Source organism: Pseudonocardia xishanensis, from assembly GCF_039541715.1.
GTDB classification, from domain to species: domain Bacteria; phylum Actinomycetota; class Actinomycetes; order Mycobacteriales; family Pseudonocardiaceae; genus Pseudonocardia; species Pseudonocardia xishanensis.
Genome location: NZ_BAABGT010000032.1, coordinates 64,963 through 91,846, shown reverse-complemented (window position 1 = coordinate 91,846; position 26,884 = coordinate 64,963). Strand labels below are relative to the sequence as shown.

At 74.6% G+C, this 26,884-nt stretch carries 33 protein-coding genes; 24 read left to right on the top strand and 9 right to left on the bottom strand.

The window, feature by feature from the left end:
* The first annotated feature begins 17 nt into the window (after nt 1-17).
* Nucleotides 18-392, top strand: coding sequence for a thioredoxin (gene trxA / locus ABD993_RS13455; protein WP_345416833.1), 375 nt, complete (start codon nt 18-20; stop codon nt 390-392).
* Nucleotides 393-483: 91 nt separating this feature from the next.
* On the top strand, nt 484-981 hold the full coding sequence (locus ABD993_RS13450; RefSeq protein ID WP_345416830.1) for a type II toxin-antitoxin system PemK/MazF family toxin: 498 nt from the start codon (nt 484-486) through the stop codon (nt 979-981).
* On the opposite strand, the gene ABD993_RS13445 is transcribed toward ABD993_RS13450, so the two are convergent.
* Both ABD993_RS13445 and ABD993_RS13440 read right to left on the bottom strand, forming a co-directional pair.
* A complete protein-coding gene (locus tag ABD993_RS13445) occupies nt 978-1,658 on the bottom strand; it encodes an LON peptidase substrate-binding domain-containing protein (protein ID WP_345416827.1) in 681 nt (226 codons plus the stop codon). The genes ABD993_RS13450 and ABD993_RS13445 overlap by 4 nt on opposite strands.
* Nucleotides 1,659-1,710: 52 nt before the next feature.
* On the bottom strand, nt 1,711-2,424 hold the full coding sequence (locus ABD993_RS13440; protein ID WP_345416825.1) for an NUDIX hydrolase: 714 nt from the start codon (nt 2,422-2,424) through the stop codon (nt 1,711-1,713).
* 154 nt (nt 2,425-2,578) lie between these two features.
* Between ABD993_RS13440 and nadA the strand changes: the two genes are divergently transcribed.
* From nadA to ABD993_RS13415, 5 genes are all read left to right on the top strand, one after another.
* On the top strand, nt 2,579-3,580 hold the full coding sequence (gene nadA / locus ABD993_RS13435; protein WP_345416822.1) for a quinolinate synthase NadA: 1,002 nt from the start codon (nt 2,579-2,581) through the stop codon (nt 3,578-3,580).
* Nucleotides 3,577-5,175 (top strand): L-aspartate oxidase, encoded by a 1,599-nt coding sequence (locus tag ABD993_RS13430; RefSeq protein WP_345416819.1) that lies wholly within the window; start codon nt 3,577-3,579, stop codon nt 5,173-5,175. Before nadA ends, ABD993_RS13430 begins: the two co-directional genes overlap by 4 nt.
* Nucleotides 5,172-6,047 carry a carboxylating nicotinate-nucleotide diphosphorylase gene (gene nadC / locus ABD993_RS13425; protein WP_345416816.1) on the top strand — a complete coding sequence of 292 codons (876 nt, stop codon included), beginning with the start codon at nt 5,172-5,174 and terminating at the stop codon, nt 6,045-6,047. The genes ABD993_RS13430 and nadC overlap by 4 nt, the downstream gene beginning before the upstream one ends.
* A 63-nt stretch (nt 6,048-6,110) precedes the next feature.
* Complete coding sequence (locus ABD993_RS13420; RefSeq protein ID WP_345416813.1) at nt 6,111-6,593, top strand: FBP domain-containing protein; 483 nt, start codon at nt 6,111-6,113, stop codon at nt 6,591-6,593.
* A gap of 34 nt (nt 6,594-6,627) precedes the next feature.
* Entirely contained in the window at nt 6,628-7,776 is a 1,149-nt protein-coding gene (locus ABD993_RS13415; protein ID WP_345416809.1) for a glycosyltransferase, read from the top strand.
* A 7-nt stretch (nt 7,777-7,783) separates the two neighbouring features.
* On the opposite strand, the gene ABD993_RS13410 is transcribed toward ABD993_RS13415, so the two are convergent.
* The 3 genes from ABD993_RS13410 to ABD993_RS13400 form a co-directional block, all read right to left on the bottom strand.
* A complete protein-coding gene (locus tag ABD993_RS13410; protein WP_345416806.1) occupies nt 7,784-8,188 on the bottom strand; it encodes a hypothetical protein in 405 nt (134 codons plus the stop codon).
* Between the two features lie 150 nt (nt 8,189-8,338).
* Complete coding sequence (locus ABD993_RS13405) at nt 8,339-9,502, bottom strand: winged helix DNA-binding domain-containing protein (RefSeq protein WP_345416803.1); 1,164 nt, start codon at nt 9,500-9,502, stop codon at nt 8,339-8,341.
* 12 nt (nt 9,503-9,514) lie between these two features.
* Nucleotides 9,515-9,724: a hypothetical protein gene (locus tag ABD993_RS13400; RefSeq protein ID WP_345416800.1), complete on the bottom strand. Its 210-nt coding sequence runs from the start codon at nt 9,722-9,724 to the stop codon at nt 9,515-9,517.
* Nucleotides 9,725-9,835: 111 nt separating this feature from the next.
* On the opposite strand from ABD993_RS13400, the gene ABD993_RS13395 reads away from it, so the two are divergent.
* The 7 genes from ABD993_RS13395 to ABD993_RS13365 all read left to right on the top strand — a co-directional run bounded on the left by ABD993_RS13395 (nt 9,836) and on the right by ABD993_RS13365 (nt 14,903).
* A complete protein-coding gene (locus ABD993_RS13395; protein WP_345416798.1) occupies nt 9,836-10,171 on the top strand; it encodes an ArsR/SmtB family transcription factor in 336 nt (111 codons plus the stop codon).
* Nucleotides 10,172-10,230: 59 nt separating this feature from the next.
* A complete protein-coding gene (hisD, locus tag ABD993_RS13390; protein ID WP_345417602.1) occupies nt 10,231-11,562 on the top strand; it encodes a histidinol dehydrogenase in 1,332 nt (443 codons plus the stop codon).
* On the top strand, nt 11,559-12,662 hold the full coding sequence (locus ABD993_RS13385) for a histidinol-phosphate transaminase (RefSeq protein WP_345416795.1): 1,104 nt from the start codon (nt 11,559-11,561) through the stop codon (nt 12,660-12,662). Before hisD ends, ABD993_RS13385 begins: the two co-directional genes overlap by 4 nt.
* On the top strand, nt 12,659-13,258 hold the full coding sequence (gene hisB, locus ABD993_RS13380; protein WP_345416792.1) for an imidazoleglycerol-phosphate dehydratase HisB: 600 nt from the start codon (nt 12,659-12,661) through the stop codon (nt 13,256-13,258). The genes ABD993_RS13385 and hisB overlap by 4 nt, the downstream gene beginning before the upstream one ends.
* Before the next feature lie 197 nt (nt 13,259-13,455).
* Nucleotides 13,456-13,911 carry a zinc-binding dehydrogenase gene (locus ABD993_RS13375; RefSeq protein WP_345416789.1) on the top strand — a complete coding sequence of 152 codons (456 nt, stop codon included), beginning with the start codon at nt 13,456-13,458 and terminating at the stop codon, nt 13,909-13,911.
* 9 nt (nt 13,912-13,920) lie between these two features.
* Nucleotides 13,921-14,556 carry an imidazole glycerol phosphate synthase subunit HisH gene (hisH, locus tag ABD993_RS13370; RefSeq protein ID WP_345416786.1) on the top strand — a complete coding sequence of 212 codons (636 nt, stop codon included), beginning with the start codon at nt 13,921-13,923 and terminating at the stop codon, nt 14,554-14,556.
* A complete protein-coding gene (locus ABD993_RS13365; RefSeq protein ID WP_345416783.1) occupies nt 14,553-14,903 on the top strand; it encodes a hypothetical protein in 351 nt (116 codons plus the stop codon). The genes hisH and ABD993_RS13365 overlap by 4 nt, the downstream gene beginning before the upstream one ends.
* A 92-nt stretch (nt 14,904-14,995) precedes the next feature.
* Here the strand turns inward: ABD993_RS13365 and ABD993_RS13360 are convergent, their stop codons facing one another.
* Nucleotides 14,996-15,826, bottom strand: a complete 831-nt coding sequence (locus tag ABD993_RS13360; RefSeq protein ID WP_345416780.1) for a DUF1707 SHOCT-like domain-containing protein — start codon at nt 15,824-15,826, stop codon at nt 14,996-14,998.
* Between the two features lie 110 nt (nt 15,827-15,936).
* On the opposite strand from ABD993_RS13360, the gene priA reads away from it, so the two are divergent.
* From priA to hisI, 3 genes are read left to right on the top strand one after another with little or no spacing between them, the layout of a single operon-like run.
* Complete coding sequence (gene priA, locus ABD993_RS13355; protein ID WP_345416777.1) at nt 15,937-16,662, top strand: bifunctional 1-(5-phosphoribosyl)-5-((5-phosphoribosylamino)methylideneamino)imidazole-4-carboxamide isomerase/phosphoribosylanthranilate isomerase PriA; 726 nt, start codon at nt 15,937-15,939, stop codon at nt 16,660-16,662.
* Nucleotides 16,662-17,432: an imidazole glycerol phosphate synthase subunit HisF gene (hisF, locus tag ABD993_RS13350; RefSeq protein ID WP_345416774.1), complete on the top strand. Its 771-nt coding sequence runs from the start codon at nt 16,662-16,664 to the stop codon at nt 17,430-17,432. Before priA ends, hisF begins: the two co-directional genes overlap by 1 nt.
* Complete coding sequence (hisI, locus tag ABD993_RS13345; protein WP_345416771.1) at nt 17,429-17,782, top strand: phosphoribosyl-AMP cyclohydrolase; 354 nt, start codon at nt 17,429-17,431, stop codon at nt 17,780-17,782. The genes hisF and hisI overlap by 4 nt, the downstream gene beginning before the upstream one ends.
* On the opposite strand, the gene ABD993_RS13340 is transcribed toward hisI, so the two are convergent.
* Together ABD993_RS13340 and ABD993_RS13335 are read right to left on the bottom strand one after the other, a co-directional pair.
* Entirely contained in the window at nt 17,783-18,628 is an 846-nt protein-coding gene (locus ABD993_RS13340) for an oxygenase MpaB family protein (protein WP_345416768.1), read from the bottom strand. It abuts the gene before it with no gap.
* A 147-nt stretch (nt 18,629-18,775) separates the two neighbouring features.
* On the bottom strand, nt 18,776-19,444 hold the full coding sequence (locus ABD993_RS13335; protein WP_345416765.1) for a TetR/AcrR family transcriptional regulator: 669 nt from the start codon (nt 19,442-19,444) through the stop codon (nt 18,776-18,778).
* A gap of 44 nt (nt 19,445-19,488) precedes the next feature.
* Here ABD993_RS13335 and ABD993_RS13330 point away from each other — a divergent pair, with 44 nt between their 5' ends.
* From ABD993_RS13330 to ABD993_RS13300, 7 genes are all read left to right on the top strand, one after another.
* Complete coding sequence (locus ABD993_RS13330; protein WP_345416762.1) at nt 19,489-21,078, top strand: anthranilate synthase component I; 1,590 nt, start codon at nt 19,489-19,491, stop codon at nt 21,076-21,078.
* On the top strand, nt 21,075-21,692 hold the full coding sequence (locus ABD993_RS13325; RefSeq protein WP_345416759.1) for a Trp biosynthesis-associated membrane protein: 618 nt from the start codon (nt 21,075-21,077) through the stop codon (nt 21,690-21,692). Before ABD993_RS13330 ends, ABD993_RS13325 begins: the two co-directional genes overlap by 4 nt.
* An 82-nt stretch (nt 21,693-21,774) precedes the next feature.
* The gene (gene trpC / locus ABD993_RS13320) at nt 21,775-22,590 is read left to right on the top strand and encodes an indole-3-glycerol phosphate synthase TrpC (protein WP_345416756.1); all 816 of its coding nucleotides are present in this window, start codon (nt 21,775-21,777) and stop codon (nt 22,588-22,590) included.
* A complete protein-coding gene (trpB, locus tag ABD993_RS13315) occupies nt 22,587-23,927 on the top strand; it encodes a tryptophan synthase subunit beta (RefSeq protein WP_345416753.1) in 1,341 nt (446 codons plus the stop codon). Before trpC ends, trpB begins: the two co-directional genes overlap by 4 nt.
* The gene (trpA, locus tag ABD993_RS13310) at nt 23,924-24,745 is read left to right on the top strand and encodes a tryptophan synthase subunit alpha (protein WP_345416750.1); all 822 of its coding nucleotides are present in this window, start codon (nt 23,924-23,926) and stop codon (nt 24,743-24,745) included. The genes trpB and trpA overlap by 4 nt, the downstream gene beginning before the upstream one ends.
* Before the next feature lie 142 nt (nt 24,746-24,887).
* Nucleotides 24,888-25,883 carry a prolipoprotein diacylglyceryl transferase gene (lgt, locus tag ABD993_RS13305; protein WP_345416747.1) on the top strand — a complete coding sequence of 332 codons (996 nt, stop codon included), beginning with the start codon at nt 24,888-24,890 and terminating at the stop codon, nt 25,881-25,883.
* The gene (locus ABD993_RS13300) at nt 25,880-26,515 is read left to right on the top strand and encodes a DUF2461 domain-containing protein (protein WP_345416744.1); all 636 of its coding nucleotides are present in this window, start codon (nt 25,880-25,882) and stop codon (nt 26,513-26,515) included. Before lgt ends, ABD993_RS13300 begins: the two co-directional genes overlap by 4 nt.
* Here ABD993_RS13300 and ABD993_RS13295 read toward each other — a convergent pair.
* Nucleotides 26,493-26,834, bottom strand: coding sequence for a VanZ family protein (locus tag ABD993_RS13295; RefSeq protein ID WP_345416741.1), 342 nt, complete (start codon nt 26,832-26,834; stop codon nt 26,493-26,495). The genes ABD993_RS13300 and ABD993_RS13295 overlap by 23 nt on opposite strands.
* Nucleotides 26,835-26,884: the final 50 nt, after the last annotated feature.

The following is a 26,884-nucleotide window of genomic DNA, read 5'->3' as shown; positions in this document are numbered from 1 at the left end:
GGGGAGTTGACGAGACCATGGCAACGGTGGAACTGACGACCGACAACTTCAACGAGGTCGTGAGCGGCGGTGGGACCGTCCTCGTCGACTTCTGGGCGTCGTGGTGCGGACCCTGCCGCCAGTTCGCGCCCGTGTTCGACGCCGCCGCGGAGACCCATTCGGACATCACGTTCGGCAAGGTGGACACCGAGGCGCAGACCGAGCTCGCGCAGGCGTTCGGGATCTCGTCGATCCCCACGCTGATGGCGGTACGGGACGGCGTGGTCCTCTACGCCGAGCCGGGCGCCCTGCCCGCCCCGGCGCTGGAGGAGCTGATCGGCAAGGTGCGCGAGGTCGACATGGACCAGGTGCGCGCCGAGGTCGCGAAGCAGCAGGAGCAGGACCGGGCCTGACGCTCGGGTGGCACGAGCGTCACCCGAGGGCGCTCGTGCCACACCGGTGTCGGGCGGGCTCGGCCACGACCGGCGTGGCAGGGTGTGCCGCATGGACTGGGGCAACCTGCTGAAGCAGGCCGTGGACGTCGGGCTGACACTGCTCTCGCAGGCGGACGACCAGCCCGCGCGGCCCGCGCCGGAGAACCATGGCGGTGTGCGCACGGCCCCGACGGCGGACCGCGCCCGCGAGATCGTCTACGCGCCCGAGATGGACGGCGCGGCGGACCCCGGCGAGATCGTCTGGACCTGGGTGCCGTTCGAGGAGGACCCCTCCCAGGGCAAGGACCGTCCGCTGTTGGTGGTCGGCCGCGGGGGCGGGGACCTGTTGGGGCTCATGCTGTCCAGCCGGCAGAAGCGGGACGGCGACCCGGACTGGGTGGCGATCGGCGCGGGGGAGTGGGACCGCGAGGGCCGCGAGTCCTTCATCCGCCTCGACCGCGTGCTCGAGGTGGGCGAGCACGACATCCGCCGCGAGGGTGCCGTGCTGGACAGGCGGCGCTTCGACCGGGTCGCGGACGAGCTGCGGAGCCGCTTCGGCTGGAGCTAGTTGGGCCCGAAGTCCTCGACGTAGCCCGCCATCGGGGTGGGGACGGCGTGCAGCGTCTGCAGCAGTCCCCGCTCGCGCGCGAGGTAGCGGCGGATCACCCGCAGGCGCTCCAGCGGGTTCCGCTCCTCCAGCAGCGCCTGGCGGTCGGCCAGCGGGAGCAGGCAGTCGCTCGCCAGGACGTGCGCCAGCTCCGCGGGTCCGACCTCCTTCGCGGGCTCGGTCCAGTCCGCGGACTTCCACGCCGCGGCGCAGTAGGCCTTGTGCGCCACCCGGGCGGAGCCCGCCAGCATGCGGGTGAGCGGGTCCGACTCGTCCACGGTCGAGGTGTCCGGCAGCCAGTCGACCGTGCCGCAGAGGTAGGACTTCGACTCGTCGTCCAGGTCGAGCAGCCGGAAGCGGCGGGCTCCCTCGGTGACCACGTCGTAGCGCCCGTCCGGCAGCCGCCGCACGTCCAACAGCCGGGCCGTGCACCCGACCGGCGCGAGCGCGTCGATGCCGTGCCGGTCCGGGTCGAACCCCTCCCGGACCGCGACCACGCCGAACTCCCTGCCCGGCACCGCACCCGTCACCAGGTCGACGGTCAGCTGCCGGTAGCGCGGCTCGAAGATGTGCAGCGGCAGCGACGCGCCGGGCATGAGCACGGTGCCCAGGGGGAAGAGGGGGATCGACTCGGGCACGCCGTCACGGTACGGGGCCCCGCTCCGACCCGCCCGCCGACTTCGCCCCGGCTCAGCCGCCGACGGCGGGCTCGGCGCGCTCGCCCTCGCGCACACCCGGCGGCCGGAGGACGGCGGAGGCGTCCGTGACGCGCAACGCGCGCTCGGTGAACCGGAACACCGCCGCCGGACGTCCACCCGCGGGCCCCGGCGCCGCGGTCTCGCCGGTCGCGGCGAGCACCCCGCGCCGGGTCAGCACGCGCTGCAGGTTCGTCGCCGAGACCGGGTGCCCGAGCGCGGCCGCGTAGAGCTCGCGCAGCGCCGAGATCGTGAACTCCCGCGGCGCCAGCGCGAAGCCGAGGTTCGTGTAGGAGAGCTTGGCGCGCAGGCGGTCCCGCGCGTCCCGGACGATCTCGGCGTGGTCGAACGCGGTCGCGGGGAGATCGTCGACGGGATACCACGCGGTGTCCTCGGGGATCTCCGGGTCGGCGTCCGACGGCACCAGGCCCAGGAACGAGGTCGCGACCAGCCGCGCGCCGGGGACCCGGTCCGGCGCGCTGAACACGCCGAGCTGCTCGACGTGGGCGACCTCGCGGACGTCGACCTTCTCGGCGAGCTGGCGGCGCACGGACTCCTCGACGTCCTCGGTGTCCCCGAGCCGCCCGCCCGGCAGCGCCCAGCGGCCGCGGTCCGGCTCCCGCCCGCGCTGCCACAGCAGGACCTGCAGCGTGCCCGCCCGGATCTGCAGGACGGCCGCGAGCACCTCGTGACCGGTCGGGGCGGGCATGGGGCGATCGTAGAGCGTCGCGGACCGTCGGAAATCGGACGTGCAGGTTACGTACAGGTGAGTTCCGGGTCACGTCAACGGTGTCGTCGGGTGACCCGCGGTGCTACGATCGACCTGTTTTCGACCAACAGGCGAAAACACCGAGGAGGACGCGATGACGGTGACGGCAGACCTGCAGCAGGGAACCGGCGTGCCGTTCCCCGGCTGGGCCGACGAGGTGCGCGAGCTCGCGCGGCAGCGCGGGGCGGTGCTGCTGGCGCACAACTACCAGCTCCCGGCGATCCAGGACGTCGCCGACTTCGTGGGCGACTCCCTCGCGCTGTCCCGCATCGCGGCCGAGGTCGAGGCGGACACCATCGTCTTCTGCGGCGTCCACTTCATGGCCGAGACGGCGAAGATCCTCTCGCCGGAGAAGACCGTGCTGATCCCGGACGAGCGGGCGGGTTGCTCGCTCGCCGACTCGATCACCGTCGAGCAGCTGGTGGAGTGGAAGGCCGAGCACCCCGGCGCCGTCGTCGTCAGCTACGTCAACACCACCGCCGCGGTGAAGGCGGAGACCGACATCTGCTGCACGTCGTCGAACGCGGTGGAGGTCGTGGCCTCGATCCCGGACGACGAGGAGGTGCTGTTCCTGCCGGACCAGTTCCTCGGTGCGCACGTCCGGCGGACCCTCGGGCGGGAGAACATGCACGTCTGGGCGGGGGAGTGCCACGTCCATGCGGGCATCAACGGCGCCGAGCTGACCAAGCGCGCCGAGGAGGACCCCGAGGCGGACCTGTTCGTGCACCCCGAGTGCGGCTGCGCCACCTCGGCGCTCTACCTCGCGGGCTCGGGCGCCGTCGCCGCGGACAAGGTCAAGATCCTCTCGACGGGCGGGATGATCGACGCCGCCCGGGAGACGCACGCCAAGTCGGTGCTCGTCGCCACCGAGATCGGGATGCTGCACCAGCTCCGCAAGGCCGCCCCGGAGATCGACTTCCGCGCCGTGAACGACCGGGCGAGCTGCACCTACATGAAGATGATCACGCCGGAGGCGCTGCTGCGCAGCGTCCGCGAGGGCACCGACGAGGTGCACGTGGACCCGGAGCTGGCGGCGCGCGGGCGGCGCGCGGTCGAGCGGATGATCGCGATCGGGCAGCCCGGGGGTGGCGAGTGAGCGCGCGCTGGGAGGCGGGCGCCGACCTGGTGGTGGTCGGCACGGGCGTCGCGGGGCTCACCGCCGCGCTGGACGCCGCCGAGGCGGGCCTGCGCGTGGTCGTCGTGACCAAGGACGGGGTCGCCGAGGGCAGCACCCGCTGGGCCCAGGGCGGCGTCGCGGTCGTGCTCGGTGACATCGCCGGGGACAGCATCGAGGCGCACGTCGCGGACACCCTCGCCGCGGGCGGCGGGCTGAACGACGCCGCCGCCGTCGCGGAGATCATCGCGGCCGGACCCGCTGCGGTGCAGCGGCTCCGGGCCCGCGGCGCGCTCTTCGACGGAGACGGAGCCCGTGGAGTCGACCCTCGGCACGGTTCGCCGACGCTCGACCGCACCCGCGAGGGCGGGCACTCGGCCTTCCGCGTCGTGCACGCGGGCGGGGACGCCACGGGCGCGGAGATCGAGCGGGCCCTGGTCGAGGCCGCGCGGTCGCTGACGATCCTGACCGGGCACGTCGCCGTCGACGCGGTGCGGGACGTCTCGGGCGCCGTCGCCGGCCTCCAGGTGCTGGACGACCGCGGCCGCCCCGGCCTGCTCCGCGCGCCTGCCGTGCTCCTCGCCAGCGGCGGCTACGGCCAGCTCTACGCCAGCACCACCAACCCGGCGACGTCGACCGGGGACGGTGTGGCCCTTGCCCTGCGTGCGGGCGCCGCCGCGGCGGACCTGGAGTTCGTGCAGTTCCACCCGACCGTCCTCTACACCGGACCCGCGGTCGGCCGCCGTCCGCTGGTCACCGAGGCCGTCCGCGGCGAGGGCGCCGTGCTGCGGGACCGCACCGGCACCCGGTTCATGGTCGGACAGCACCCGCTCGCGGACCTCGCGCCGCGCGACGTCGTGGCCGCCGCCATCACCCGTCGGATGGCGGAGACCGGCGCGGACTGCATGTACCTGGACGCGACCGGGCTGGACGGGTTCGCCGCGCGGTTCCCCACGGTCTACGCCTCCTGCCGCGCCGCGGGCATCGACCCCGTGCGCGACCCGATCCCGGTCACCCCCGCGGCGCACTACGCGTGCGGCGGCGTGGTCGCGGGGGTGGACGGGCGCACCGCCGTCCCCGGGCTCTACGCCGCGGGCGAGGTGGCCCGGACGGGCCTGCACGGGGCGAACCGGCTGGCGTCGAACTCGCTGCTGGAGGGCCTGGTCACCGGCGAGCGGGCCGTGCGCTCGGTGCTCGAGGACCGCGGTCTGCCGCGCAGTGCCGAGCTGGTCGTCCCGGCCCCCGCGGTCGGTGTGGCGCAACGCGGCATCGTGCAGCGGGCCATGAGCGCCTTCGCCGCGATCGGGCGGGACGCGACCGGCCTGGCCACGGCGTCGGACGTGGTCGAGAGCGCCACGCTGCTCGCCACCCCGCTGGACCGCACCGGCGTCGAGGACGCCGCACTCACCCTGATCGCGCAGGCCGTGCTGGCCGCGGCGGGCACCCGCCGCGAGACGCGCGGCTGCCACGTCCGCACGGACTTCCCCGAGCGGGACGACGTGTGGCAGAAGGAGTCCCTCGTGATCACCCTCGACGAGGCCGGGCGCCCGGCCGTGGCCCAGGCGGTGGCCGCATGACGCTCGCCGCGGGAGTGGGCGGGGCGACCGAGATCGGCGTCCCGGACCCCGAGGACCTGGCCCGCGTGGTGCGGACCGCGCTGGACGAGGACCTCCGCTACGGCCCGGACGCGACCACGGCGGCGACCGTACCCGCGGACGCCGTGGCCGTCGGCTCGTTCACCCCGCGCAAGGCCGGGGTGCTGGCCGGAGTCCCGGTCGCCCGGGCGGTCCTGGACCTCGTCGTACCCGGGTACACGCTGGTCAGCGCACTGTCGGACGGGTCCCGACTCGTCCCGGGGGAGCCCGCGCTCGTCGTCGAGGCTCCGGTGCGCGCCCTGCTCACCGCGGAACGGACCGCGCTGAACCTGCTCTGCCACCTCTCCGGGATCGCCACGGCGACCGCCGAGTGGGTGGACGCCGTCGCCGGGACGCCCGCCCGGATCCGGGACACCCGCAAGACGCTGCCGGGTCTGCGGCTGCTGGAGAAGTACGCCGTGCGCTGCGGTGGCGGGGTGAACCACCGGCTCGGGCTGGGGGACGCGATCCTGATCAAGGACAACCACGTCGCCGCCGCGGGATCGGTCACGGCGGCGCTGGAGGCCGCGCGGGCCCACGCCCCGGACCTGCCGTGCGAGGTCGAGGTGGACTCGCTGGACCAGCTGGACGAGGTGCTGGCGCTGCACGCGGAGCTCGTCCTGCTGGACAACTTCACCCCCGCCCAGACCGCGGAGGCCGTGCGGCGCAGGGGATCCGCGGGCACGCTGCTGGAGAGCAGCGGCGGCCTGGTCCTGGCGAACGCCCGCGAGTACGCCGAGACGGGCGTCGACTTCCTCTCGGTGGGCGCCCTCACACACTCGGTCACAGCGTTGGACTTGGGCCTGGACCTCTGACGCCGAGGTGGAGGTTCCTCTCGCCGGGAAAACGGGTGGTGGCGCCGGCCTAGCGTGGGAGCCGTGAGTACCGATGTGCGGATCCGTCGCGCCATGGCCAACTGCTCCAAGGGCGAGGCCACCCGGATGACCCTGCCCCCGCAGGTCCGCGAGCTGGACCTGGACGCACTGGCGGACGTCGTCGGGTGGCGGGACCCGAAGGCCCCCGACCGCGCGGTGCTGCTCGTGCCCGCGGACGGCGAGCCGGTGGGGATCGCTCTGCGCAGCTCGTCGAACGCCGTGGGATCCGCGGCGATGTGTGCGTTGTGCCGCACGACCCACGGGCCCGGCGGGACGGCGCTGTTCAGCGCTGCCCGCAAGGGTGCCCGCGGTCGCGGGGGAGACACGGTGGGTACCTACGTGTGCGCCGATCTCGCCTGCGCCGACCACGTCCGCGTCGAGAAGGCGACGGCGGCGCTGCGGCCCGCGCCGGGCCTGTCGGTCGACGAGCGCCGGGCCGGCCTGCGGGAGCGGGCGGCGGCGTTCGCCGCGGAGGTGCTCGGGTAGGTATCCCCGGGCGCGTGCGGATGCTCTGTCCCCCATGCGACTTCTCGTCTGCTCCTGGCCCGGGTTCGGGCACCTGCTGCCGATGGTGCCGCTGATCCGGGCGGCGACGGCCCGGGGCGTCGAGGTGGTGGTGTCCACCGGCGCCGACCTCGGCCCGACCGCGGAGCGGCTGGGGGTCCGGGTGCACCAGTCCGGGCTGACCCTGGCCGAGTCCTACGCCCGGGTGCCGGTGGCGATCGGCCGGCTCCCGCCCGCGGAGCAGCCACTCGCCGCGGCCCGTCACTTCTTCGGAGCGGGGGCCGTGGACCGGGCGCGGGACATCACCGCGTTGCTGGCGGACTGGCGGCCCGATCTCGTGGTGCACGACACCCTGGAGCTCGGCGGTCCGACGGTCGCGCAGGCCCACGGCATCCCGCACCTCACCCACGGGTACGGCCCGACGGTCCCCGGCACCGCGGAGTTCGGCCGGGCGATCGGCGAGACGATCGCGGCCGCGGGGCTGCCGGACCCGGTGCCCGCGGTGTTCGCCGCGCCGTACCTGGAGCCGTGCCCGCCCGCGCTGCGCGGCCCCGAGCCGACCCCGTTCACCGACGTCCGGCCGGTGCGCGCCACCGCGGGCGAGCTCGACGGCCCGGCCCCCGACCTCACCGGGCTGCCGGACCGGGACACCGTCTACGTCACGCTCGGCACCGTCACCAACCAGGCGCCCGAGGTCTTCCGCGCAGTACTCGACGGGTGCCTGCGGCTGCCCGTGAACGTGATCGTGACGACGGGGCCGGACGTCGACCCCGCCGGGCTCGGCCCGCTCCCGGCGCACGTCCGGGCCGCCCGGTTCCTGCCCCAGGCGCGGGTGCTGCCGCACTGCGCGGCGGTGGTGTCGCACGGCGGTGCGGGGACGATGCTCGGCGCGGCCGTCCACGGCCTGCCCCAGCTCTGCCTGCCCCAGGGCACCGACCAGCCCGCGAACGTCGCCGCGCTGCTGCCCACCGGCGCGGGACTCGCCCTCGATCCCGCCGAGACCGACGCGGACGCGGTCGCCGCGGCACTCGGCAGGCTGCTGGCCGAGCGCTCGTTCCGTGCCGCGGCGGGCGTCCTGGCGGCGGAGATCGCCGCCGCCCCCTCCGCGGGCGCCGTGCTCGCGGCCCTGCTGTCCCAGCCGGTCGGGCCCCCCGCCGGACCGTGAGGCGCGGTCAGTACGCCGCGAGCTGCAGGATCGGGCGCCCCGCGGTCGTCGAGTCCCGGGCGAAGGCGGCGAGCTCGGAGAGGATCTCCCCGAGCGCGTCCGGCTCGTCGTGGGCTATGGCCTCGGACCAGCGGGCCATGACCGGCGCCGCGGTGCGCGGGGTCAGCTCGGCCAACACCTCGACCGCCTCCGCGGGCACCCGGGTGACGATCAGCCCGGCCTCCGCCTCGACGGCGAGCAGCCCGGCGGGCGCCCTCGGGTCGTCCGCCGGGCCGTCGGTCAGCGCGGTGTAGAGCGCGGCCAGCTCGCTGCGGCGCAGGGGGACCGACAGGTGCGGCCACTCGTCGAGGGACCGCTCGCCGCCGACGAGGTCGTCCGCGTCGGACTCCGGTGCGAGGAACCAGTCGCTCATGCCGGGAACGCTATCCGGGACCTCGGTCCAGGCGCCGCAACGGGCTGCCGCGCGCCGGCAGCACGGTCTCCCGCGTCTGTGCCGCCTGCGCGTCGCGCGGAGCGGTACGGGCGCGGGTGGCCACGCGGCCGGACCGGCACGAGTCCGTGGTCATCGCGAGGGTGTCCGGCGGATGAGGTCGGCCTGCATCGGCGCGGGGAAGCGGACGGTGAACCGGACGTCGCCGAGCAGGGCCTCCAGCCGGTGCGCGGCGGCCTCGATCTCCTGCGCCGCTTCGGATCCGACGTCCGCGAGCAGCCCGAGCGCGATCGTCCCGTCCTTGCGCTGCGCCCAGCCGCCGACGACCGCCCCGTCCACCCAGATCGTCGGGCCGCCGTTGCCGTTGCGGTCGAACAGGTGCGGAACCAGTGCCGGGTCGAGGTAGTGCTCGCGCTGCTTCCAGCCCATGGTCGTCGGGTCGAGGCCCGGGAGGAGGACGACGGAGGGTCGGGGCTCGACGGGCTCGAGGTCGTCCGGCAGGACGAGGCCGGCGGTGGTCTCGACGGCCCCGACGTCCGCGAGCGCGGCCTTCGTGGTCGCCACGGTCCACCCCGCCCACCACTTGAGGTCCTCGCGGGTCGCGGGGCCGAAGGCGCGCAGGTAGGCGCGGGCGAGCCCGGCCGCGGCCGCACGCTTGGGCAGCGGCTCGCCGAGTCCCCCGGGCACCCATGTGTCGGCGGCGGCCCAGCGGTACTGGCCGTTGATCCAGGTGCCGGTCGGGCGGGCGCGCAGGACCTCGCCGTCGAACCCCATGACCAGCAGCACCCGCGAGTGCAGGGGCACCTCGGCGGCCTGGATGGGGACGGGGGTCGTGAGGTGGGGGAGCCGCAGGCCGACCTCGCGGGCGGGCAGGGGGCCTTCGGCGCGCAGCAGGTCGTGGATCTCGGCCCGCGCGTCCCGCAGGGTGCCCTCCGGGTCGGCGTACCCCCCGGCCGCGAGCTGCCTCATCAGGTTCCGGTGCTGCACGGCGGCGACGTCCGCGGTCGCGGCGTGGTGGGCGATCCGCGCGTGCTCGGGGCCGAGGACCCACAGGGTGCGGCGCATGGCGTGGTGGCGCAGCAGGGTGCGGTCCTCGTAGAGCGCTCGGTGGAGGGGCTCCAGCGCCGGGGTCGCCATCCGCGCGGCCGCGCTCAGGTACACCGAGACGGGGTCGGTGGAGTGCAGGCAGACCAGGTCGTCGACCAGCACCGAGAGGTCGTCGGTCCGGGTCTCGGGTGTCAGGCGGTGGCGGGCGACCAGCCGCGCACGCCGCTGGGCGGCGTCGATCGTGAGCACCGGGGGATGTTCTCAGGCGGGGCCGACCATCACTGCGGTCCGGTCCACCCGCCGGGTCAGGACGACGGCGCCGAGGGCGACCGCGGCCACCGCGGCCGCCGCGGGGGCGAGGAGTCCCGCGAGCCCCACCGCCTGCACCGCGACCGGGCCGAACCGGTCCGTGGCCCACCCCACCAGCCGGTTCCCCACCACGAACGCCACCCCGAACACCAGGAGCGCCACCACAGGCTCAGCTGCAGGGTCAACCGATTGTTCGACTGCTGTCGAAGTGTCACGGGGGAGACGGTACGAATACAGTTCGACTCTCGTCAAAGTGTTTCCCGGGGAGGTCGGATGGGACAGCGGCTGCCCGAGCCCGCCGTGGAGTCGATCGAGCTCACGGCCGTGCTCTCCGCGCTCGCCGACCCGACCCGCCGCGCGCTGATGGGCGCGCTCCACCGGTCGGACGGCCCGCGGGACTGCGCGACGCTGGACCGCAGCGTGGCGAGCGGGCTCAGCGCGCCCACGCTGTCGCACCACTACAAGGTGCTGCGGGAGTCCGGGCTGACCCGGACGGTCGCGGAGGGCCGGTCGCGGATCATCTCCGTGCGCCGCGACGACATGGAGGAGCGCTTCCCGGGGCTGCTGGCCGCCGTCCTCGGCGCACCTGTGGACAACTCGGCCTCCTGAGCCCGCCACGGTGCGGCGCGGGGCGGGGTGCCCCGTACCCTGGGGTCATGCCCAGCCCGATCCTCAGGCGCCTCGACCTGCGTGCCGACCCCCTGCCGCGACCTGCCGTGCTGCGCGGGATGCTGCCCCGCGCGGAGGTGGACGTCGACGCGGCACTGGAGACCGTGCGGCCGATCGTGCACGCGGTGCGGGACAGGGGCGTCGAGGCGGCGCTGGAGGCCACCGAGCGGTTCGACCGGGTGCGGCCCGCGTCCGTGCGGGTGCCCGTCGCCGAGATCGAGAAGGCGCTGGCGAACCTCGACCCCGCGGTGCGGGTGGCGCTGGAGACCTCGATCGCGCGGGCCCGCAAGGTCCACGAGGAGCAGCGCCGGGCGGACGTCGTCACGCAGGTGGTGCCCGGCGGCACCGTCACCGAGCGGTTCGTGCCGGTCCGCCGGGTCGGGCTGTACGCGCCGGGCGGGCTGGCGGTGTACCCGTCGTCGGTGATCATGAACGTGGTGCCCGCGCAGGCCGCGGGGGTCGAGTCGCTGGTGGTGGCCTCCCCGCCGCAGGCCGAGTTCGGCGGGTTGCCGCACCCCACGATCCTGGCCGCCGCGGCGCTGCTCGGAGTGGACGAGGTGTGGGCGGTGGGCGGGGCGCAGTGCGTCGCGCTGCTGGCCTACGGCGGGACCGACACGGACGGCGCCGACCTGGAGCCCGTCGACATGGTCACCGGGCCCGGCAACATCTACCTCACCGCCGCCAAGCGCATGCTGCGCGGCCTGGTCGGGATCGACGCCGAGGCGGGCACCACCGAGATCGCGATCCTGGCGGACGGCGGGGCGGACCCGGTGCACGTCGCGGCGGACCTGATCTCGCAGGCCGAGCACGACCCGAACGCGGCGTCGGTGCTGGTCACCACGTCGCCGGAGCTGGCGGACGCGGTGGACGGCGAGCTGGAGCGCCAGGTCGCGGCCACCAAGCACACCGAGCGGGTCCGCACCGCGCTCTCCGGCCCCCAGTCCGCCACGATCCTGGTGGGGGACACCGCGGACGGGATCGCGGTGGTGGACGCCTACGCCGCCGAGCACCTGGAGATCCAGACCGCGGACGCGCGGGCCGTCGGCGCCCGGGTGCGGAACGCGGGCGCGATCTTCATCGGCCCCTACGCGCCGGTCTCGCTGGGGGACTACTGCGCGGGCTCGAACCACGTGCTGCCCACGGGCGGTTGCGCGCGGCACTCCGGCGGGCTGTCCACGGCCACGTTCCTGCGCGGCGTCCACGTCGTGGAGTACACCGAGGAGGCGCTGCGCGAGGTGGCGGACCAGGTGGTCACGCTGGCCACCGCGGAGGACCTGCCCGCCCACGGGCAGGCGGTCACGGCTCGGTTCGGGACGGGGTCCCCCCGGTGAACGAGGTCGGGCTGGAGGACCTCCCGCTCCGGGAGTCGCTGCGCGGCAGGAGCCCGTACGGGGCGCCGCAGCTGGACGTGCCGGTCCGGCTCAACACCAACGAGAACCCGTACCCGCCGCCGCCCGAGCTGGTGGCGGACGTCGCGGCCGGCTGCGAGGAGGCGGCGCGGGAGCTGCACCGCTACCCGGACCGGGACGCGGTCGCCCTGCGCACCGAGCTCGCGGCGTACCTCACCCGCCAGACCGGTGTGCCGCTCGGCGTCGAGAACCTCTGGGCCGCCAACGGGTCGAACGAGATCCTGCAGCAGGTCCTGCAGGCCTTCGGCGGCCCGGGCCGCACCGCGCTGGGGTTCGTGCCCAGCTACTCGATGCACCCGATCATCTCCTCGGGCACGCAGACGGACTGGCTGGAGATCCCGCGCACCGCGGACTTCTCCGTGGACGTGGACGCCGCGCAGCTGCTGCTCAAGGAGCGCGCCCCGGACGTCACGTTCCTGACCAGCCCCAACAACCCCACCGGCCAGTCCCTGGACCCGGCGGACCTCGCCCTGCTGATCGACGCGGCTCCCGGGATCGTCGTGGTGGACGAGGCGTACGCCGAGTTCTCGTCGCACCCGTCGGCGACCACGCTGCTGGCCACCCACGGGCACAAGCTGATCGTGTCCCGCACGATGAGCAAGGCCTTCGCCTTCGCCGGGGGGCGGCTCGGGTACCTGGCCGCGGCGCCTGCCGTGGTCGAGGCGTTGCTGCTGGTCCGGCTGCCGTACCACCTGTCGGTGCTCACCCAGGCCGCGGCGCGGGCCGCGCTGCGCCACGCGGACGCCACCCTGGGGTCGGTCGCGCTGCTGGCCGCCGAGCGGGACCGAGTCGTGCCCGCGCTGGAGGCCATGGGCCATCACTGCGTCACCAGCGACGCGAACTTCGTGCTCTACGGCCGCTTCGCGGACGCCCCGCGTGCCTGGCGGGCCTACCTGGACCACGGTGTCCTGATCCGGGACGTGGGTATCCCCGGGTACCTGCGGGTCACGATCGGCACCCCCGAGGAGAACGACGCGTTCCTGGCGGCCGCCGAGAACGTCGCGAGGACGGAGCTTTCATGAGCAGGGTCGGCCGCGTCGAGCGCGTCACCAAGGAGTCGAAGGTCGTCGTCGAGATCGACCTGGACGGGACCGGGCAGGTGTCGGTGTCCACCGGCGTCCCGTTCTTCGACCACATGCTGGACGCCTTCGGCAAGCACGGCGCCTTCGACCTCACCGTGGCCGCGGAGGGGGACGTCGAGCTGGACGCCCACCACACCGTCGAGGACACCGCGATCGTGCTGGGCCAGGCGCTGCGCCAGGCGCTGGGGGACAAGAAGGGCATCCGTCGCTTCGGCGACTCCTGGATCCCGATGGACGAGGCGCTGGCCCAGGCCGTCGTGGACGTGAGCGGCCGCCCGTACACCGTGCACACCGGCGAGCCCGAGGTCATGCAGGGCTTCGTGGTCGGCGGGCACTACCCCACGGTGCTCAACCGGCACGTCTTCGAGTCCCTGGCCTTCCACGGCCACCTCGCCCTGCACGTCCGCGTCCTGGACGGCCGGGACCCGCACCACATCACCGAGGCCGAGTTCAAGGCCGTCGCCCGCGCCCTGCGCGCCGCGACCGAGCCGGACACCCGGATCACGGGGATCCCGAGCACCAAGGGCGCGCTCTAGCCGCCTTCGCGGTGCCGGGACACGTCGAGATCGACGTGCCGGCGGTGTCTCGGGGCTCACGTCCTGCGTGAGCTCGATGCTCGGCGGTCGCTCGGGGGTCGGAGGGCCCTGCTCGGCGGGGCGACAGCCGGCCGGGCTCGAGCGGCGAAGCGCGGTGCTGGTCCGGGCGGCACCGCGTCCGTCGTCGGCCGGGGAGGGTGTTCCTGCAGCTCGCCCGCGAGCTCGGCATCCGGGTGCTCGGCACCGACCGCGCGAGCGGGAGTGAGCACGTCCAGGCCCACGGCGCCACACTGATCGTCTTCGAGCACGAGGACGTCCTCGCGCGGTGCCGGGAGCTCACCGGCGGCCGCGGGGTCGACAGCGCTTACGACGGGGTCGGTGGCACCGTGCGGACGTCCTGGCGGGCGTTGCGTCCCTGCGGCCGGCTGGTGTGGTTCGGCATGAGCTCGATGGTCGGCCGGTGGGGCGCGGGACCGGCGCGGCACCGCCGAGCTGCTCGCCACCGTGGGCGGCGTATTCGCCGGGAACCTCCGGCCGAACGGCAGACGCGCGACGCTGTACAGCATCCAGCGGCTGGCCCGCGCCCATCCTGCGACCCGCCGGCGGCGCACGAGGATTGCGGTGCCACGAGCACCGGAGGTGCTGGTCGGTAGGCTGGGGGTGTGTCGCGAATCGTCGTGCTGGACTACGGGTCGGGGAACCTCCGCTCTGCCGAACGCGCGCTGCGTCGGGTGGGGGCGGACGTCACCGTCACCCCGGACTTCGACGAGGCGTGCGAGGCGGATGGTCTGGTGGTCCCGGGTGTCGGCGCGTTCGCGCACTGCATGGAGGGGCTGAACGCGGTCCGCGGGCCGCAGATCATCGGGCGCAGGCTCGCGGGCGGGCGCCCCGTGCTGGGCATCTGCGTCGGGATGCAGGTGCTGTTCGAGCGCGGCGTGGAGTTCGGCGTCGAGGCGGACGGCTGCGGCGAGTGGCCGGGCACCGTCGAGCGGATCAAGGCGGACGTGTTGCCGCACATGGGCTGGAACACCGTCGCGGCCCCCGCGGGCTCCACCCTGTTCAACGGGCTGGACGCCGACACCCGCTTCTACTTCGTGCACTCCTTCGGGGTGCGGCGCTGGGAGCTCGAGGAGTCCCACGCGATCCGGCCGCCGCTGGTGACCTGGGCGCACCACGGTGAGGACTTCGTCGCCGCCGTCGAGAACGGGGCGCTGTCCGCGACCCAGTTCCACCCGGAGAAGTCCGGGGACGCCGGGGCGCAGGTGCTGCAGAACTGGCTGCGGGACGTGGTGGGGTGAGCGAGCCCCGGCCCGCGGCGCGCAAGCCCGCCGCGGCGAGGAAGCGCACGCCTGCCGAGCGGAGGACCACCGCGCGCACCACCACCCGGCGCCGCACCACCACCCGACGCCGCACCACCGCCCGCAGGCGGACCTCGACCGCGAGCACCCTCGGCGGCGCGGTCGGTGCCGCGGTCGCGGGCGTGATCGTGTCGCTGCTGCTGGGTCTGCCCTGGTGGGGCTGGGTGCTGCTGATCCTGGTGGTGGTCGTGGTCGCGGTGGGCTTCCTCGTGGCGAAGGCCCGCGGGAACGCCGCCGGACCGGAGACCGACACCGAACCCGCGCCCCCCGGTACGGACCCCGTCTGATCAGCGGCGGGCGAACTCGCCCTTCCGCTGCCCGTCCGCGCGCCGATGCCCCGTCGGCGGTGCCGGGGCCGGGCACCGGCAGACCGCGCGGCTCAGCTCGGCTCGAACGGGCGGATGGTGATGGTCGTGCCGTCCGGGCGGACCTCCAGGTAACCGGACTCGCCCACCTCGTTGCCCGAGTAGATGCGCACCTGCGGCCCGCTGCCCTCGTCCTCGACGATCAGGTGGCTGACCACCCCGTCCGGCACCTGCACGCTCTGCGGGGCGCCCGCGACGAGCGGCATCAGGATCTCGGGGCTGAACAGGGCGAGGTCGACCAGCGCCTTGTCCCGGTCGCGGGTGCCCGGGTCGTCCGGCCCCTCGACGCCGCCGCGGTAGTACCAGCGCTCCTCGCGGCCCGCGTTCCCGGCGAGCGGGGTCGTGAACACGGCGTAGCCGGGGTAGATCGTGGCGTCCGAGACGACCGTGGTGCCGAGCCGCGCCCGCACGTCCGCGACGAACCGGGCGAAGCCCTCCGGTGTGTGCAGCCCCTCCAGCCGCACCACCGTCGGCGCGACGTCCGCGACCGGGCCGCCGTCCTGCGCCACCTGCTCGTTCGTCGCCGTCGGCCCCGAGGGCGCGGAGATCCGCCCGACCACGAACCCGCCGCCCAGCAGGGCGAGTGACACCACGAGCCCGACCCAGCGGGCCGAGCCGCGGCGCGGCGCGCGCGGCGGTGCGGGCTCGGAGAGCCGCGGGGCCTCCGCGAGCTGCAGGTCGTCGATGAGGCCGCGCAGCTCGCCCAGCGTGCGCGCCCGCAGCGCCGACGCCGTGCGCTCGCGGTGCTCGGCGCCGTCCAGCTGCCCCTCCTCGAAGGCCTTGTCGAGGGCACGGCACAGGGCGTCGCGGTCGGCGTCACGCGCGCGCGTGCGGGAGGTGGCCACCTGCGGAGACTAGCCACGTACTCCTCAGTGGAGCGCCGGGTGGTGAGCGACAGCCGCCGTCGCCGGTGCCGGTCGTCGTGTCGACCGGGGGCGCTGGGTAGGCTCGTGCGGTGAGTTTCACGCTTCTCCCCGCTGTGGACGTCGCCGATGGCCGGGCCGTGCGCCTGGTCCAGGGCGAGGCCGGAACCGAGACCTCCTACGGCGCGCCGCGAGACGCCGCGCTGAGGTGGCAGGAGGACGGCGCGGAGTGGATCCACCTCGTCGACCTGGACGCCGCGTTCGGCAAGGGCTCGAACGCCGAGCTGCTCGCCGCCGTGGTGGGGGAGCTGGACGTCGAGGTCGAGCTGTCCGGCGGCATCCGGGACGACGAGTCGCTCGCCCGCGCCCTGGCCACCGGCTGTGCGCGGGTCAACCTCGGCACCGCCGCCCTGGAGAACCCCGAGTGGTGCGCGAAGGTGTGCGCGGAGCACGGGGAGAAGATCGCCGTCGGGCTGGACGTCAAGATCAAGGATGGGGCGCACCGGCTGGCCGCCCGCGGCTGGACGCAGGACGGCGGTGACCTCTGGGAGACCCTCGCGCGGATGGACCGCGACGGTGTCTCGCGCTACATCGTCACGGACGTCTCGCGGGACGGGACGCTGACCGGCCCGAACGTCGAGCTGCTCACGCAGGTCGCCGCGAAGACCCCGGCACCGGTGGTCGCCTCCGGCGGGATCTCGGAGCTGAAGGACCTGGTCGCGCTGGCCGAGACCGGCGTGATCGAGGGGTCGATCGTCGGGAAGGCGCTCTACGCGGGTCGCTTCACGCTGCCCGAGGCGCTCGCGGCGGTCCGCTAGTGGGCGTCGCGGTGCGGGTGATCCCCTGCCTGGACGTGGACGCCGGGCGGGTGGTCAAGGGCGTCAACTTCCAGGAGCTGCGAGACGCCGGGGACCCGGTCGAGATGGCCGCGGTCTACGACGCCGAGGGCGCGGACGAGCTCACGTTCCTGGACGTCACGGCGTCGTCGGGGGAGCGGGAGACGATGATCGACGTCGTCCGCCGCACCGCCGAGCAGGTCTTCATCCCCCTGACGGTCGGGGGCGGCATCCGCACGCCGGACGACGTCGACCGGATGCTGCGGGCCGGCGCGGACAAGGTGTCGGTCAACACCGCGGCGATCGCGCGGCCGGAGCTGCTGGGCGAGATGGCGCGGCGGTTCGGGTCGCAGTGCATCGTGCTGTCCGTCGACGCGCGGCGCGTGGTGGACGGCCCGGCGACGAGCTCGGGGTTCGAGGTCACCACCCACGGTGGGCGCACCGGCACCGGGATCGACGCCGTCGAGTGGGCGGCGCGCGGCCAGGAGCTGGGCGTCGGGGAGATCCTGCTGAACTCGATGGACGCGGACGGCACCCGCGCCGGGTTCGACCTCGAGCTGATCGAGAAGGTGCGCCGGGTCGTGGACGTGCCGGTCATCGCGTCCGGCGGCGCGGGGGCGCTGGAGCACTTCCCGCCCGCGGTCCGGGCGGGGGCGGACGCGGTGCTCGCGGCCAGCGTCTTCCACTTCGGACAGCTGCGGATCGGTGAGGTCAAGGACGTGCTGCGCGCGGACCACGTGGAGGTCAGGTGACCCGGGTGGAGAGCTCGGCGCTGGATCCGGCCATCGCCGCCATGCTCAAGCGGGACGCGGACGGGCTCGTCTGCGCCGTCGTGCAGGACGTGGCCAGCAAGGACGTCCTGATGGTCGCCTGGATGGACGACGAGGCCCTGCACCGCACCCTGACCACCCGCAGGGGCACGTACTGGTCGCGGAGCAGGCAGGAGTACTGGGTCAAGGGCGAGACGTCCGGGCACACCCAGTACGTCCACGACGTCCGGCTGGACTGCGACGGGGACACCCTGCTGGTCCTGGTGGACCAGGAGGGGGCGGCCTGCCACACCGGCGACCGCACCTGCTTCGACGCCGACTCGCTGTTCTAGTCAGCCGGCCATGACCCAGCGGATGCCGCTGGTCACGGCCTGGCCCGCGCCCCGCACGAAGGTCGCCTCGACGAGCGGGAGGTAGGGCAGGCGGAGGGGGCTGCGCGCCCACTTCGGCAGCAGCCCGACCGCCGCGGCGGCCAGCAGCGCGTAGGGGGCGCGGGCGACCAGGGCCAGGGGCGGGTTCAGCAGCAGGAACCGCGCCGCCGACCGCGCCTCCGCGGTGCCTGCCAGCTCGGGGCGGAACCGCTCGATCCGCGCGGCCAGCTCGGCCTCCGTCTCCGGCGGGTCGAGCACGCCCAGCTCGCGGGCGACGCGGGCGGTGTCGGCGACGTACCCGTCGCGACCCTCCTGGTCGAGCGGGTGGGAGCCGTAGCGCTGGTGGGCCCGCAGGAAGCTGTCGATCTCCGCGATGTGCACCCACTCCAGCAGGTGCGGGTCGCCGGCCGAGTAGGGGCGGCCGTCCGGGGCGACACCGCGGACGCGCTCGTGCACCGACTTGATCCGGTCGATGGTCGCGCGGGCCTCGGCGTCCGGGCCGAACGTCGTGCTGGCCAGGAAGTAGCTGGTGCGCGCGAGCCTGCCCCACGGGTCGCCGCGGAACCCGGAGTGCCCCGCGACCCCGGCCATCGCCAACGGATGCAGGGACTGCAACAGCAGCGCCCGCAACCCGCCGACGAACATCGACGCGTCCCCGTGCACCACGCGGATGGGCCGGTCCTCGGCGAACCACCGCGGGCCGGGGGCCGCGTGGATCCGCTCGCGCCTGCTCGGCCCCTCGTCCCCCGCGACCTTCTGGAAGACGTCGGCCCCGAGCCGCGCCCGGAGTGCCGAGACCCTGTCCATGACCACCACGTTCCCCATCATGCGGTCGGCGCGGGAACCCGGCCACCCGGTCGCTGGGCACCGGACGCGGCAGGCCCGTCGAGACCCGTGTCGGGAACCTGCCGGCCAAGACGGGTCGCGGGACCGGACCCGGGCCGTCGTCGCCGCCTACGAGTCCGGCCTCGTGGGTCCCTGATCCCGCCCGCGCACCTCCGGGAGCGGCCCGGTGAGGTAGCGCTGCACGGTCGGTCCGATCAGCGCGACGATCGTGGTGTGGTCCGCCGAGGCCAGCGGCTCCAGCTGCACGACGTACCGGATCATGCCGAGCCCCAGCATCTGCGAGGCCACGAGCGCGGCCCGCTCGTCCGCCCGGTCCGGGGCGACCGGCGTCACGAAGGGCCGCAGGATCGTCCTGCTGACGAACTCCCGGATCATCCGCACCGCCGAGGGGTGCGCTGCGACGCTGCGCAGCAGGGCGATCATCGGGCCCCCGCCCGGTCCGACGTCCCAGACCTGCAGGAACAGCGCGACGATCCGCTCACCGAGGGTCGCGGGGTCCCCGTCGGCGGCCGCCCGGACGAGCGGGCCGGGATCGACGGGGAGCTCGAGGGTGGCCGTGAACAGCGCCTCCTTGCCCCCGAACCAGTGGTTGACCATGGCCGGGTCGACGCTGGCGCGCTCGGCGATCCGGCGGACCGTGGCGCCCTCGAAGCCGCGTTCGGTGAACTCCGCGCGCGCCGCGGCGAGCAGCGCGGCCCGGGTGTCCTCGCCGGACGTGCGCCTGCCGCGGCGGCGGGGCTCGGGCTCGGAGCCACTCCGTGCCGAGGGTTCGCTCACGGCCCCATCTTCACCCGCTCGGCGCCGCGCGGGAGAATGGACCCATGACCGCCGGCACCTCCGCACCGTCCGCCTCCCCGTCGGCACCGCAGACGGCCCAGCTCGGGGCGGTCACCCCGACCCGCGAGGAGTTCCGCGCGCTCGCCGAGAACCACCGGGTCATCCCGGTGACCCGGCGGCTCCTGGCGGACGACGAGACCCCCGTCGGGGTGTACCGCAAGCTCTGCACCGACAGCGGAGTGGCCCGCACCGGGACCTTCCTGTTCGAGTCCGCGGAGAACGGCCGGTCCTGGTCGCGCTGGTCCTTCGTCGGCGCCCGGTCGGCCGCCACGCTGACCACCGTCGACGGGGAGATCCGCTGGACCGGCGAGGTCCCGGACCACCTGCCGACGGAGGGCGACGTGCTCGCCGCCGTCCGCGCGGTCGTCGAGGAGCTGCGCAGCGAGCAGCTGCCCGGGATGCCGCCGCTGACCGGCGGGCTCGTCGGGTACATGGGCTACGACATCGTCCGGCGGATCGAGCGGATCGGCTCCGCCGAGAACCCTCCGGTGGACGACCTGCGGATCCCCGAGCTCGTCCTGCTGCTGGCCACGGACATCGCCGCCGTCGACCACCACGAGGGCGCGATCCTGCTGATCGCCAACGCGATCAACTGGGACGCCTCGGACGAGCGCGTCGACGAGGCCTACGACGACGCCGTCGCCCGGCTGGACCGGATGACCGCGGAGCTGGCGGCCCCCTCGCCGTCGACGGTCGCGGTCTACAGCTCCGCGGCCCCGCGGTTCGAGCGCAAGCGCACGAGGGCCGAGCACTTCGCCGCGGTGGAGATCGCCAAGGAGCAGATCCGGGCGGGGGAGTGCTTCCAGATCGTGGTCTCGCAGCGCTTCGAGATGGACTGCGCCGCCGACCCGCTGGACGTCTACCGCGTGCTGCGCACCACCAACCCCAGCCCGTACATGTACCTGCTCACCCTCTCCGACGAGTCCGGCGGCACGCCCTTCACGATCGTCGGGTCCAGCCCGGAGGCGCTCGTCACCGTCGTCGACGGGCAGGCGACCACGCACCCGATCGCGGGGACGCGCTGGCGCGGGGCCACGGACGAGGAGGACGAGCTGCTGGAGAAGGACCTGCGGCACGACGAGAAGGAGCGCTCCGAGCACGTCATGCTCGTCGACCTGGGGCGCAACGACCTCGGCCGGGTCTGCGAGCCGGGCACGGTGAAGGTGCGCAACTTCTTCTCCGTGGAGCGGTACAGCCACGTCATGCACCTGGTCTCGACGGTCACCGGGCGGCTGCGCGCGGACCGCAACGCCGTCGACGCGGTGTTGTCCTGCTTCCCGGCGGGCACCCTGTCCGGTGCCCCCAAGGTCCGCGCCATGCAGGTGATCGACGAGCTGGAGCCCACCCGGCGCGGCCTCTACGGCGGCATCGTGGGCTACCTGGACTTCGCGGGCAACGCCGACACCGCCATCGCCATCCGGACCGCGCTGGTGCGGGACGGGCGGGCGTACGTGCAGGCGGGCGGCGGGATCGTCGCGGACTCCGACCCGGAGGCCGAGGACACGGAGTGCCTGAACAAGGCGCGGGCGGTGCTGTCGGCGGTGGCCACCGCGGCCACGCTGAGGCGCCCGTGACGCGGGGCGGGCTGTTCGGCGTCGTCGCCCTCGCGCTGCTGCTCGGCGCGGGCGGGCTGTGGGGCGCGACCCGGCTGGACTGGGCCTCGACTCGGGTCGCCGTGACGGGGCACGGCGCGGTCGGGGACGTCCCGCTGGCCGTGACCGGCGCGCAGGTCGCGCCCGTGCTCGTCGGCCTGGCGGTGGTCGCGGTGGCCGGGGTCGCCGCGGCGGTCGCGCTCGCCGGGGTGGCCCGGCGGATCCTCGGCGTGCTCGTGGCCGCGGCCGGGCTCGGCGGCCTGGTCGTCGCGCTGGTGTCCTGGCTGGACCCGCCGTCCGCGGCGGAGCTGCCCGGCCTCGTCGGCAGCGCGGCGGGCGGGGCGGCTGCGGTCCCCGGCGCCACGGTGAGCACCACCGCGGCGCCCCTGCTGGCCCTCGTCGGCGGGCTGCTCGTGGCGGTGGGCGGAGTGGTCCTGGCCGTGGCGGACCGGCGACTGCCGCGGATGGGCGCGAAGTACGACGCCCCTGGGGCCGGGCGCCCCCGGGACCCCGAACGCACCGCGTGGGACGAGCTGGACTCCGGCGTCGACCCGACGACCGAGGGTGCGTTCTCCCGCCCGGAACGGGCTGATTAGAGTGCGGGAGACGCCTGGTAGGCCCGGATCCGGAGGGGGAGCCGGCGACCCCGACCAACGGCACCGAAGGGGAGTGCGCCCCGTGGGCGAGAGTGTGCTCGACTCCATCGTGGACGGAGTGCGCGAGGATCTCGCGGTCCGGGAGGCCGCGGTGGACTTCGCGGAGATCAAGCGGCGGGCCGCGGCGGCGGCCCCGCCGAAGGACGTCATGGCCACCATGAAGGAGCCGGGCGTCGGGGTGATCGCCGAGGTGAAGCGGCGCAGCCCGTCGAAGGGCGCGCTGGCGCAGATCCCGGATCCCGCCGTGCTGGCGAAGGCCTACGCCGACAACGGCGCGCGGGTGATCTCGGTGCTCACCGAGCAGCGCCGGTTCGGCGGCTCGCTGGACGACCTGGCGGCCGTGCGCGCCGCCGTGGACGTCTGCGTCCTGCGCAAGGACTTCATCGTCACGCCGTACCAGGTCCACGAGGCCCGGGCGTACGGCGCGGACCTCGTGCTGCTGATCGTCGCGGCGTTGGAGCAGAACGTCCTCGAGTCGCTGCTGGATCGGGTGGAGTCCCTCGGGATGACCGCCCTGGTCGAGGTGCACCACGAGGAGGAGGCGGACCGCGCGCTGGAGGCCGGGGCCCGGCTCATCGGCGTCAACGCGCGGAACCTGCACACCCTCGAGGTGGACCGCGGCGTGTTCGGGCGGATGGCGCCCGGCCTGCCGAACGACGTGCTGCGGGTCGCCGAGTCCGGCGTCCGCGGGCCCGGTGACCTGCTGACCTACGCCGGCTGGGGCGCCGACGCGGTGCTCGTCGGCGAGGGCCTGGTGACCAGCGGGGACCCCGGCGCCGCCGTGCGGGCCCTGGTGGCTGCGGGCTTCCATCCGTCGTGCTCCAGAATGGTGCGGTGAGCGTTCAGGCGAGTCAGGGCATCGAGACCCCTTCGGGACATGAACCCGACGAGCGCGGCCACTTCGGCCGCTACGGGGGCCGATGGGTGCCCGAGGCCCTGGTCGCCGCGCTCGACGAGCTCGAGGCGGCCTACGAGAAGGCCCGCCACGACCCGGAGTTCCTGAACGAGCTCGACCGGCTGCACCGGGACTACACCGGGCGGCCCTCGCCGCTCACGGACGTCCCGAAGCTGTCGCAGCACGCGGGCGGCGCGCGGATCCTGCTCAAGCGCGAGGACCTCAACCACACCGGCTCGCACAAGATCAACAACGTGCTGGGCCAGGCGCTGCTCACCAAGCGGATGGGCAAGAAGCGGGTCATCGCCGAGACCGGGGCGGGCCAGCACGGCGTCGCCACCGCGACCGCGTGCGCGCTGCTGGACCTCGAGTGCGTGGTCTACATGGGCGAGGTCGACACCCGTCGGCAGGCGCTCAACGTGGCCCGCATGCGGCTGCTCGGTGCCACCGTGATCCCGGTGAAGACCGGGTCGCGCACGCTGAAGGACGCGATCAACGAGGCGCTCCGGGACTGGGTCACGAACGTCGACTCCACCCACTACCTGCTGGGCACGGTGGCGGGCCCGCACCCGTTCCCGCAGCTCGTGCGGGACTTCCACCGGATCATCGGGCTGGAGGCGCGCGAGCAGGTGCTGGAGCGCACCGGTCGGCTGCCCACCGCGATCGCCGCCTGCGTCGGCGGCGGGTCGAACGCCATCGGGATCTTCCACGCCTTCCTGGACGACCCGGGCGTCCGGCTCGTCGGATTCGAGCCCGGCGGGGACGGCGTCGAGACCGGTCGGCACGGCGCCACCCTGTCCGCGGGCTCGCCCGGCGCCCTGCACGGCGCCATGAGCTACCTGCTGCAGGACGAGGACGGGCAGACCGCCGAGTCGTACTCGATCTCCGCGGGCCTGGACTACCCGGGCGTCGGGCCGGAGCACTCGCTGCTCAAGGACATCGGCCGCGCCGAGTACCAGCCGGTGACGGACGCCGAGGCGATGGACGCGTTCGCGCTGCTCTGCCGCACCGAGGGGATCATCCCGGCGATCGAGTCCGCGCACGCCGTGGCCGGTGCGCTGCGGCTGGGCAAGGAGCTCGGGCCGGACGCGGTCATCCTGGTCAACCTGTCCGGGCGCGGGGACAAGGACGTCGACACCGCCGCGAAGTGGTTCGGCATGATCGGCTCGGACGAGTCGGCGGAGTCCGCGGACGGGACCGCGATAGCCGAGGGCGTGGTCAAGGAGCCCGCGGGGTCCTTCGCGGACGCCGGCAGCGAGACCGAGGGGATCCAGGCGTGAGCGAGCTCGCGAGCGAACCGGCGGCGCGGAGCGTCGACGAGGTGTTCGCGCGGTGCCGGGCCGAGGGCCGGGGCGCGCTGGTGGGGTACCTGCCCGCCGGCTACCCGACGCTGGACGAGGGCGTCGCGCTGCTGACCGCGATGAGTGAGGGCGGCTGCGACCTGCTCGAGGTCGGCGTCCCGTACTCGGACCCGGTGATGGACGGCCCCACGATCCAGGCCGCCGCGGACGAGGCACTGACGAACGGGTTCCGGCTCAGGGACGTGTTCGAGACGGTCTCGCGGGTCACCGCGGCCGGCGGGAACTGCGTGGTCATGACCTATTTCAACCCGGTCATGAAGTACGGGGTGGAGCGGTTCGCCGCGGACCTCGCCGCGGCGGGCGGTCTCGGGATGATCACCCCGGACCTGATCCCGGACGAGGCGGACGAGTGGCTGGCCGCGTCGGAGAAGCACGGGCTGGCCCGGACCTTCCTGGTCGCGCCGTCCTCGACCGAGGAGCGGATCGCCTCGACCACGGCCGCCTCCAGCGGGTTCGTCTACGCCACCTCGGTCATGGGCGTCACGGGCGCGCGGGACTCGGTCAACTCGGCGGCCGGGGACATCGTCGCCCGCACCCGCCCGCACACCTCGCTCCCGATCGGGGTCGGGCTGGGCGTGCGCAACGGCGACCAGGCCGCGGAGATCGCGGCGTTCGCCGACGCGGTGATCGTGGGCTCGGCGTTCGTCACGGCGGCGGAGCAGGGCGGCACCGAGGGCGTCCGCGCCCTGGCGCGGGACCTGGCCGCGGGTGTGGCGCGGGCGGGCGTCCCGGCCTGAGCGCTTCACCCGCACCCCTCTGCCCTGCCCGCATCGGTGAGGACGCCGCACGCTCGCAGGCGTGCGGGCGGGGCGAAGTGGTGCGGCGGCGGTGCCGGGGTCGTCCGACCGTGGGGATGTGGCGCCGCGCTACGGTGGGCGCGTGAGCACCGCCTTCCTGGCCTACCTGCCCAGCCCCGACCGGGGCGTCTGGCACCTCGGGCCGATCCCGCTGCGGGCGTACGCGCTGTGCATCATCGCCGGCATCGTCGTGGCGATCTGGTGGGGCGAGAAGCGGTTCGTCGCGCGCGGCGGGCCCGCGGGCACGGTGGTGGACGTGGCCGTGTGGGCGGTGCCGTTCGGGCTCGTCGGGGGACGGCTCTACCACCTCGCCACGGACTGGCGGACCTACTTCGGCCCCGGCGGCGACCCGGTCGCGGCGCTGAAGATCTGGGAGGGCGGCCTCGGGATCTGGGGGGCCATCGCGCTCGGCGCCGTCGGAGCGTGGATCGGGTGCCGCCGCCGCGGGATCCCGCTGCCCTTCTTCGCGGACGCCGTCGCCCCAGGGATCGTCGCCGCGCAGGCGATCGGGCGGCTCGGCAACTATTTCAACCAGGAGCTCTACGGCGGGCCGACCACGCTGCCGTGGGGCCTGGAGATCTACGAGCGGATGGACCCGTCCACGGGGGCGTCGGACCCGCTGGGCGGCATCGCCGTGGACACGGCGAACCCGATCGCGGTCGTGCACCCCACGTTCCTGTACGAGCTGATCTGGAACCTGGCCGTCGCCGCGCTGATCGTGTGGGCGGACCGCCGCTTCCGGCTCGGCCGCGGCCGGGTCTTCGCGCTGTACGTGGCGGGCTACACGCTCGGCCGGTTCTTCATCGAGCTCATGCGCACCGACCCCGCGACCCGCGTGTTCGGCGACATCCGGATCAACGTCGTCGTGTCCGCGGTGATCTTCCTGGCCGCGGTCGCGTACGTGGCGTTCGTGCGCGGGCCGCGCGAGACGGTGCCGCCCGAGGCCTTCGTGCTGGCCGGGGTGGAGCCGCCCGGGGCGGAACCGGCGGACGACAGGGCCGCCGCGACCGTCGGGGACCGCTCGCCCGAGGAGGCCGACGGGGCCGAGGAGAACGGCGACACCCCGGACCGTCCATGAGCTTCACCGGCTTCGGAGACGGTGCCGTCGAGTTCTACGACGGCCTGCTCGCGGACAACAGCAAGGCCTACTGGACCGACCAGCGCGCGCTCTACGAGGAGCACGTCAAGGCGCCGATGCTCGCGCTGCTCGCCGACCTGGAGCCGGAGTTCGGCGCGGGGAAGGTGTTCCGGCCGTACCGGGACGTGCGGTTCTCGAAGGACAAGACCCCCTACAAGACGCACTGCGGCGGGTTCGCTCCGCCGTTCTACGTGCAGGTCGGCCCCGAGGGCCTGCTGGCCGCCGCGGGCTACTACGGCATGGCCCCCGACCAGCTCGCCCGCTTCCGCGCCGCCGTGGACGACGACCGCCGCGGCGCGGCACTCGAGACGATCCTGGAGACGGCCGAGAAGGCAGGCCTGACCGTCGGCGGCGAGCAGCTCAAGACCCGCCCCAAGGGCACCGACCCCGAGCACCCGCGGCTGGACCTGCTGCGTCGCAAGGGCCTGATGGTCTCCCGCCGCTGGCCCCCGGACGACGCCCTCCACGAGCGCACCTGCCTCACCCGCGTGCAGAAGGTCTGGCGCGCAGGCCGCCCCCTCGCGGAGTGGCTCGCGGACCACGTTGGCCCTAGCGAGCAGCCCCGCCGGTAGGCCCGCGGGTCAGCAGGGCGTGGGCCAGGATGCCGAGGGAGACGCCCACGCAGTCCGCCACGACGTCCAGCACGTCGGGGCTGCGGCCGATCGGCAGGAGGCCCTGCAGGACCTCGGAGAGCACCGCGTAGGCCGTCAGGGCCACTACGAGCGGCAGCGGCGGGATGCGGATCCACCGACCGGTGGCACCCAGGAGGGCGAACACGCCCAGATGGACGAGCTTGTCCACCCCGGCGGGCGCCCACGGCACACCGTCGGCCGGCATGAACAGGACCACCAGGCTGACCAGCACCGCACCGCCGAAACACAGCCGACCCACTGTTCGCCTTCCTCCAACCTGATCGTTAAAGAGAGCGCGCTAGGCTGGAC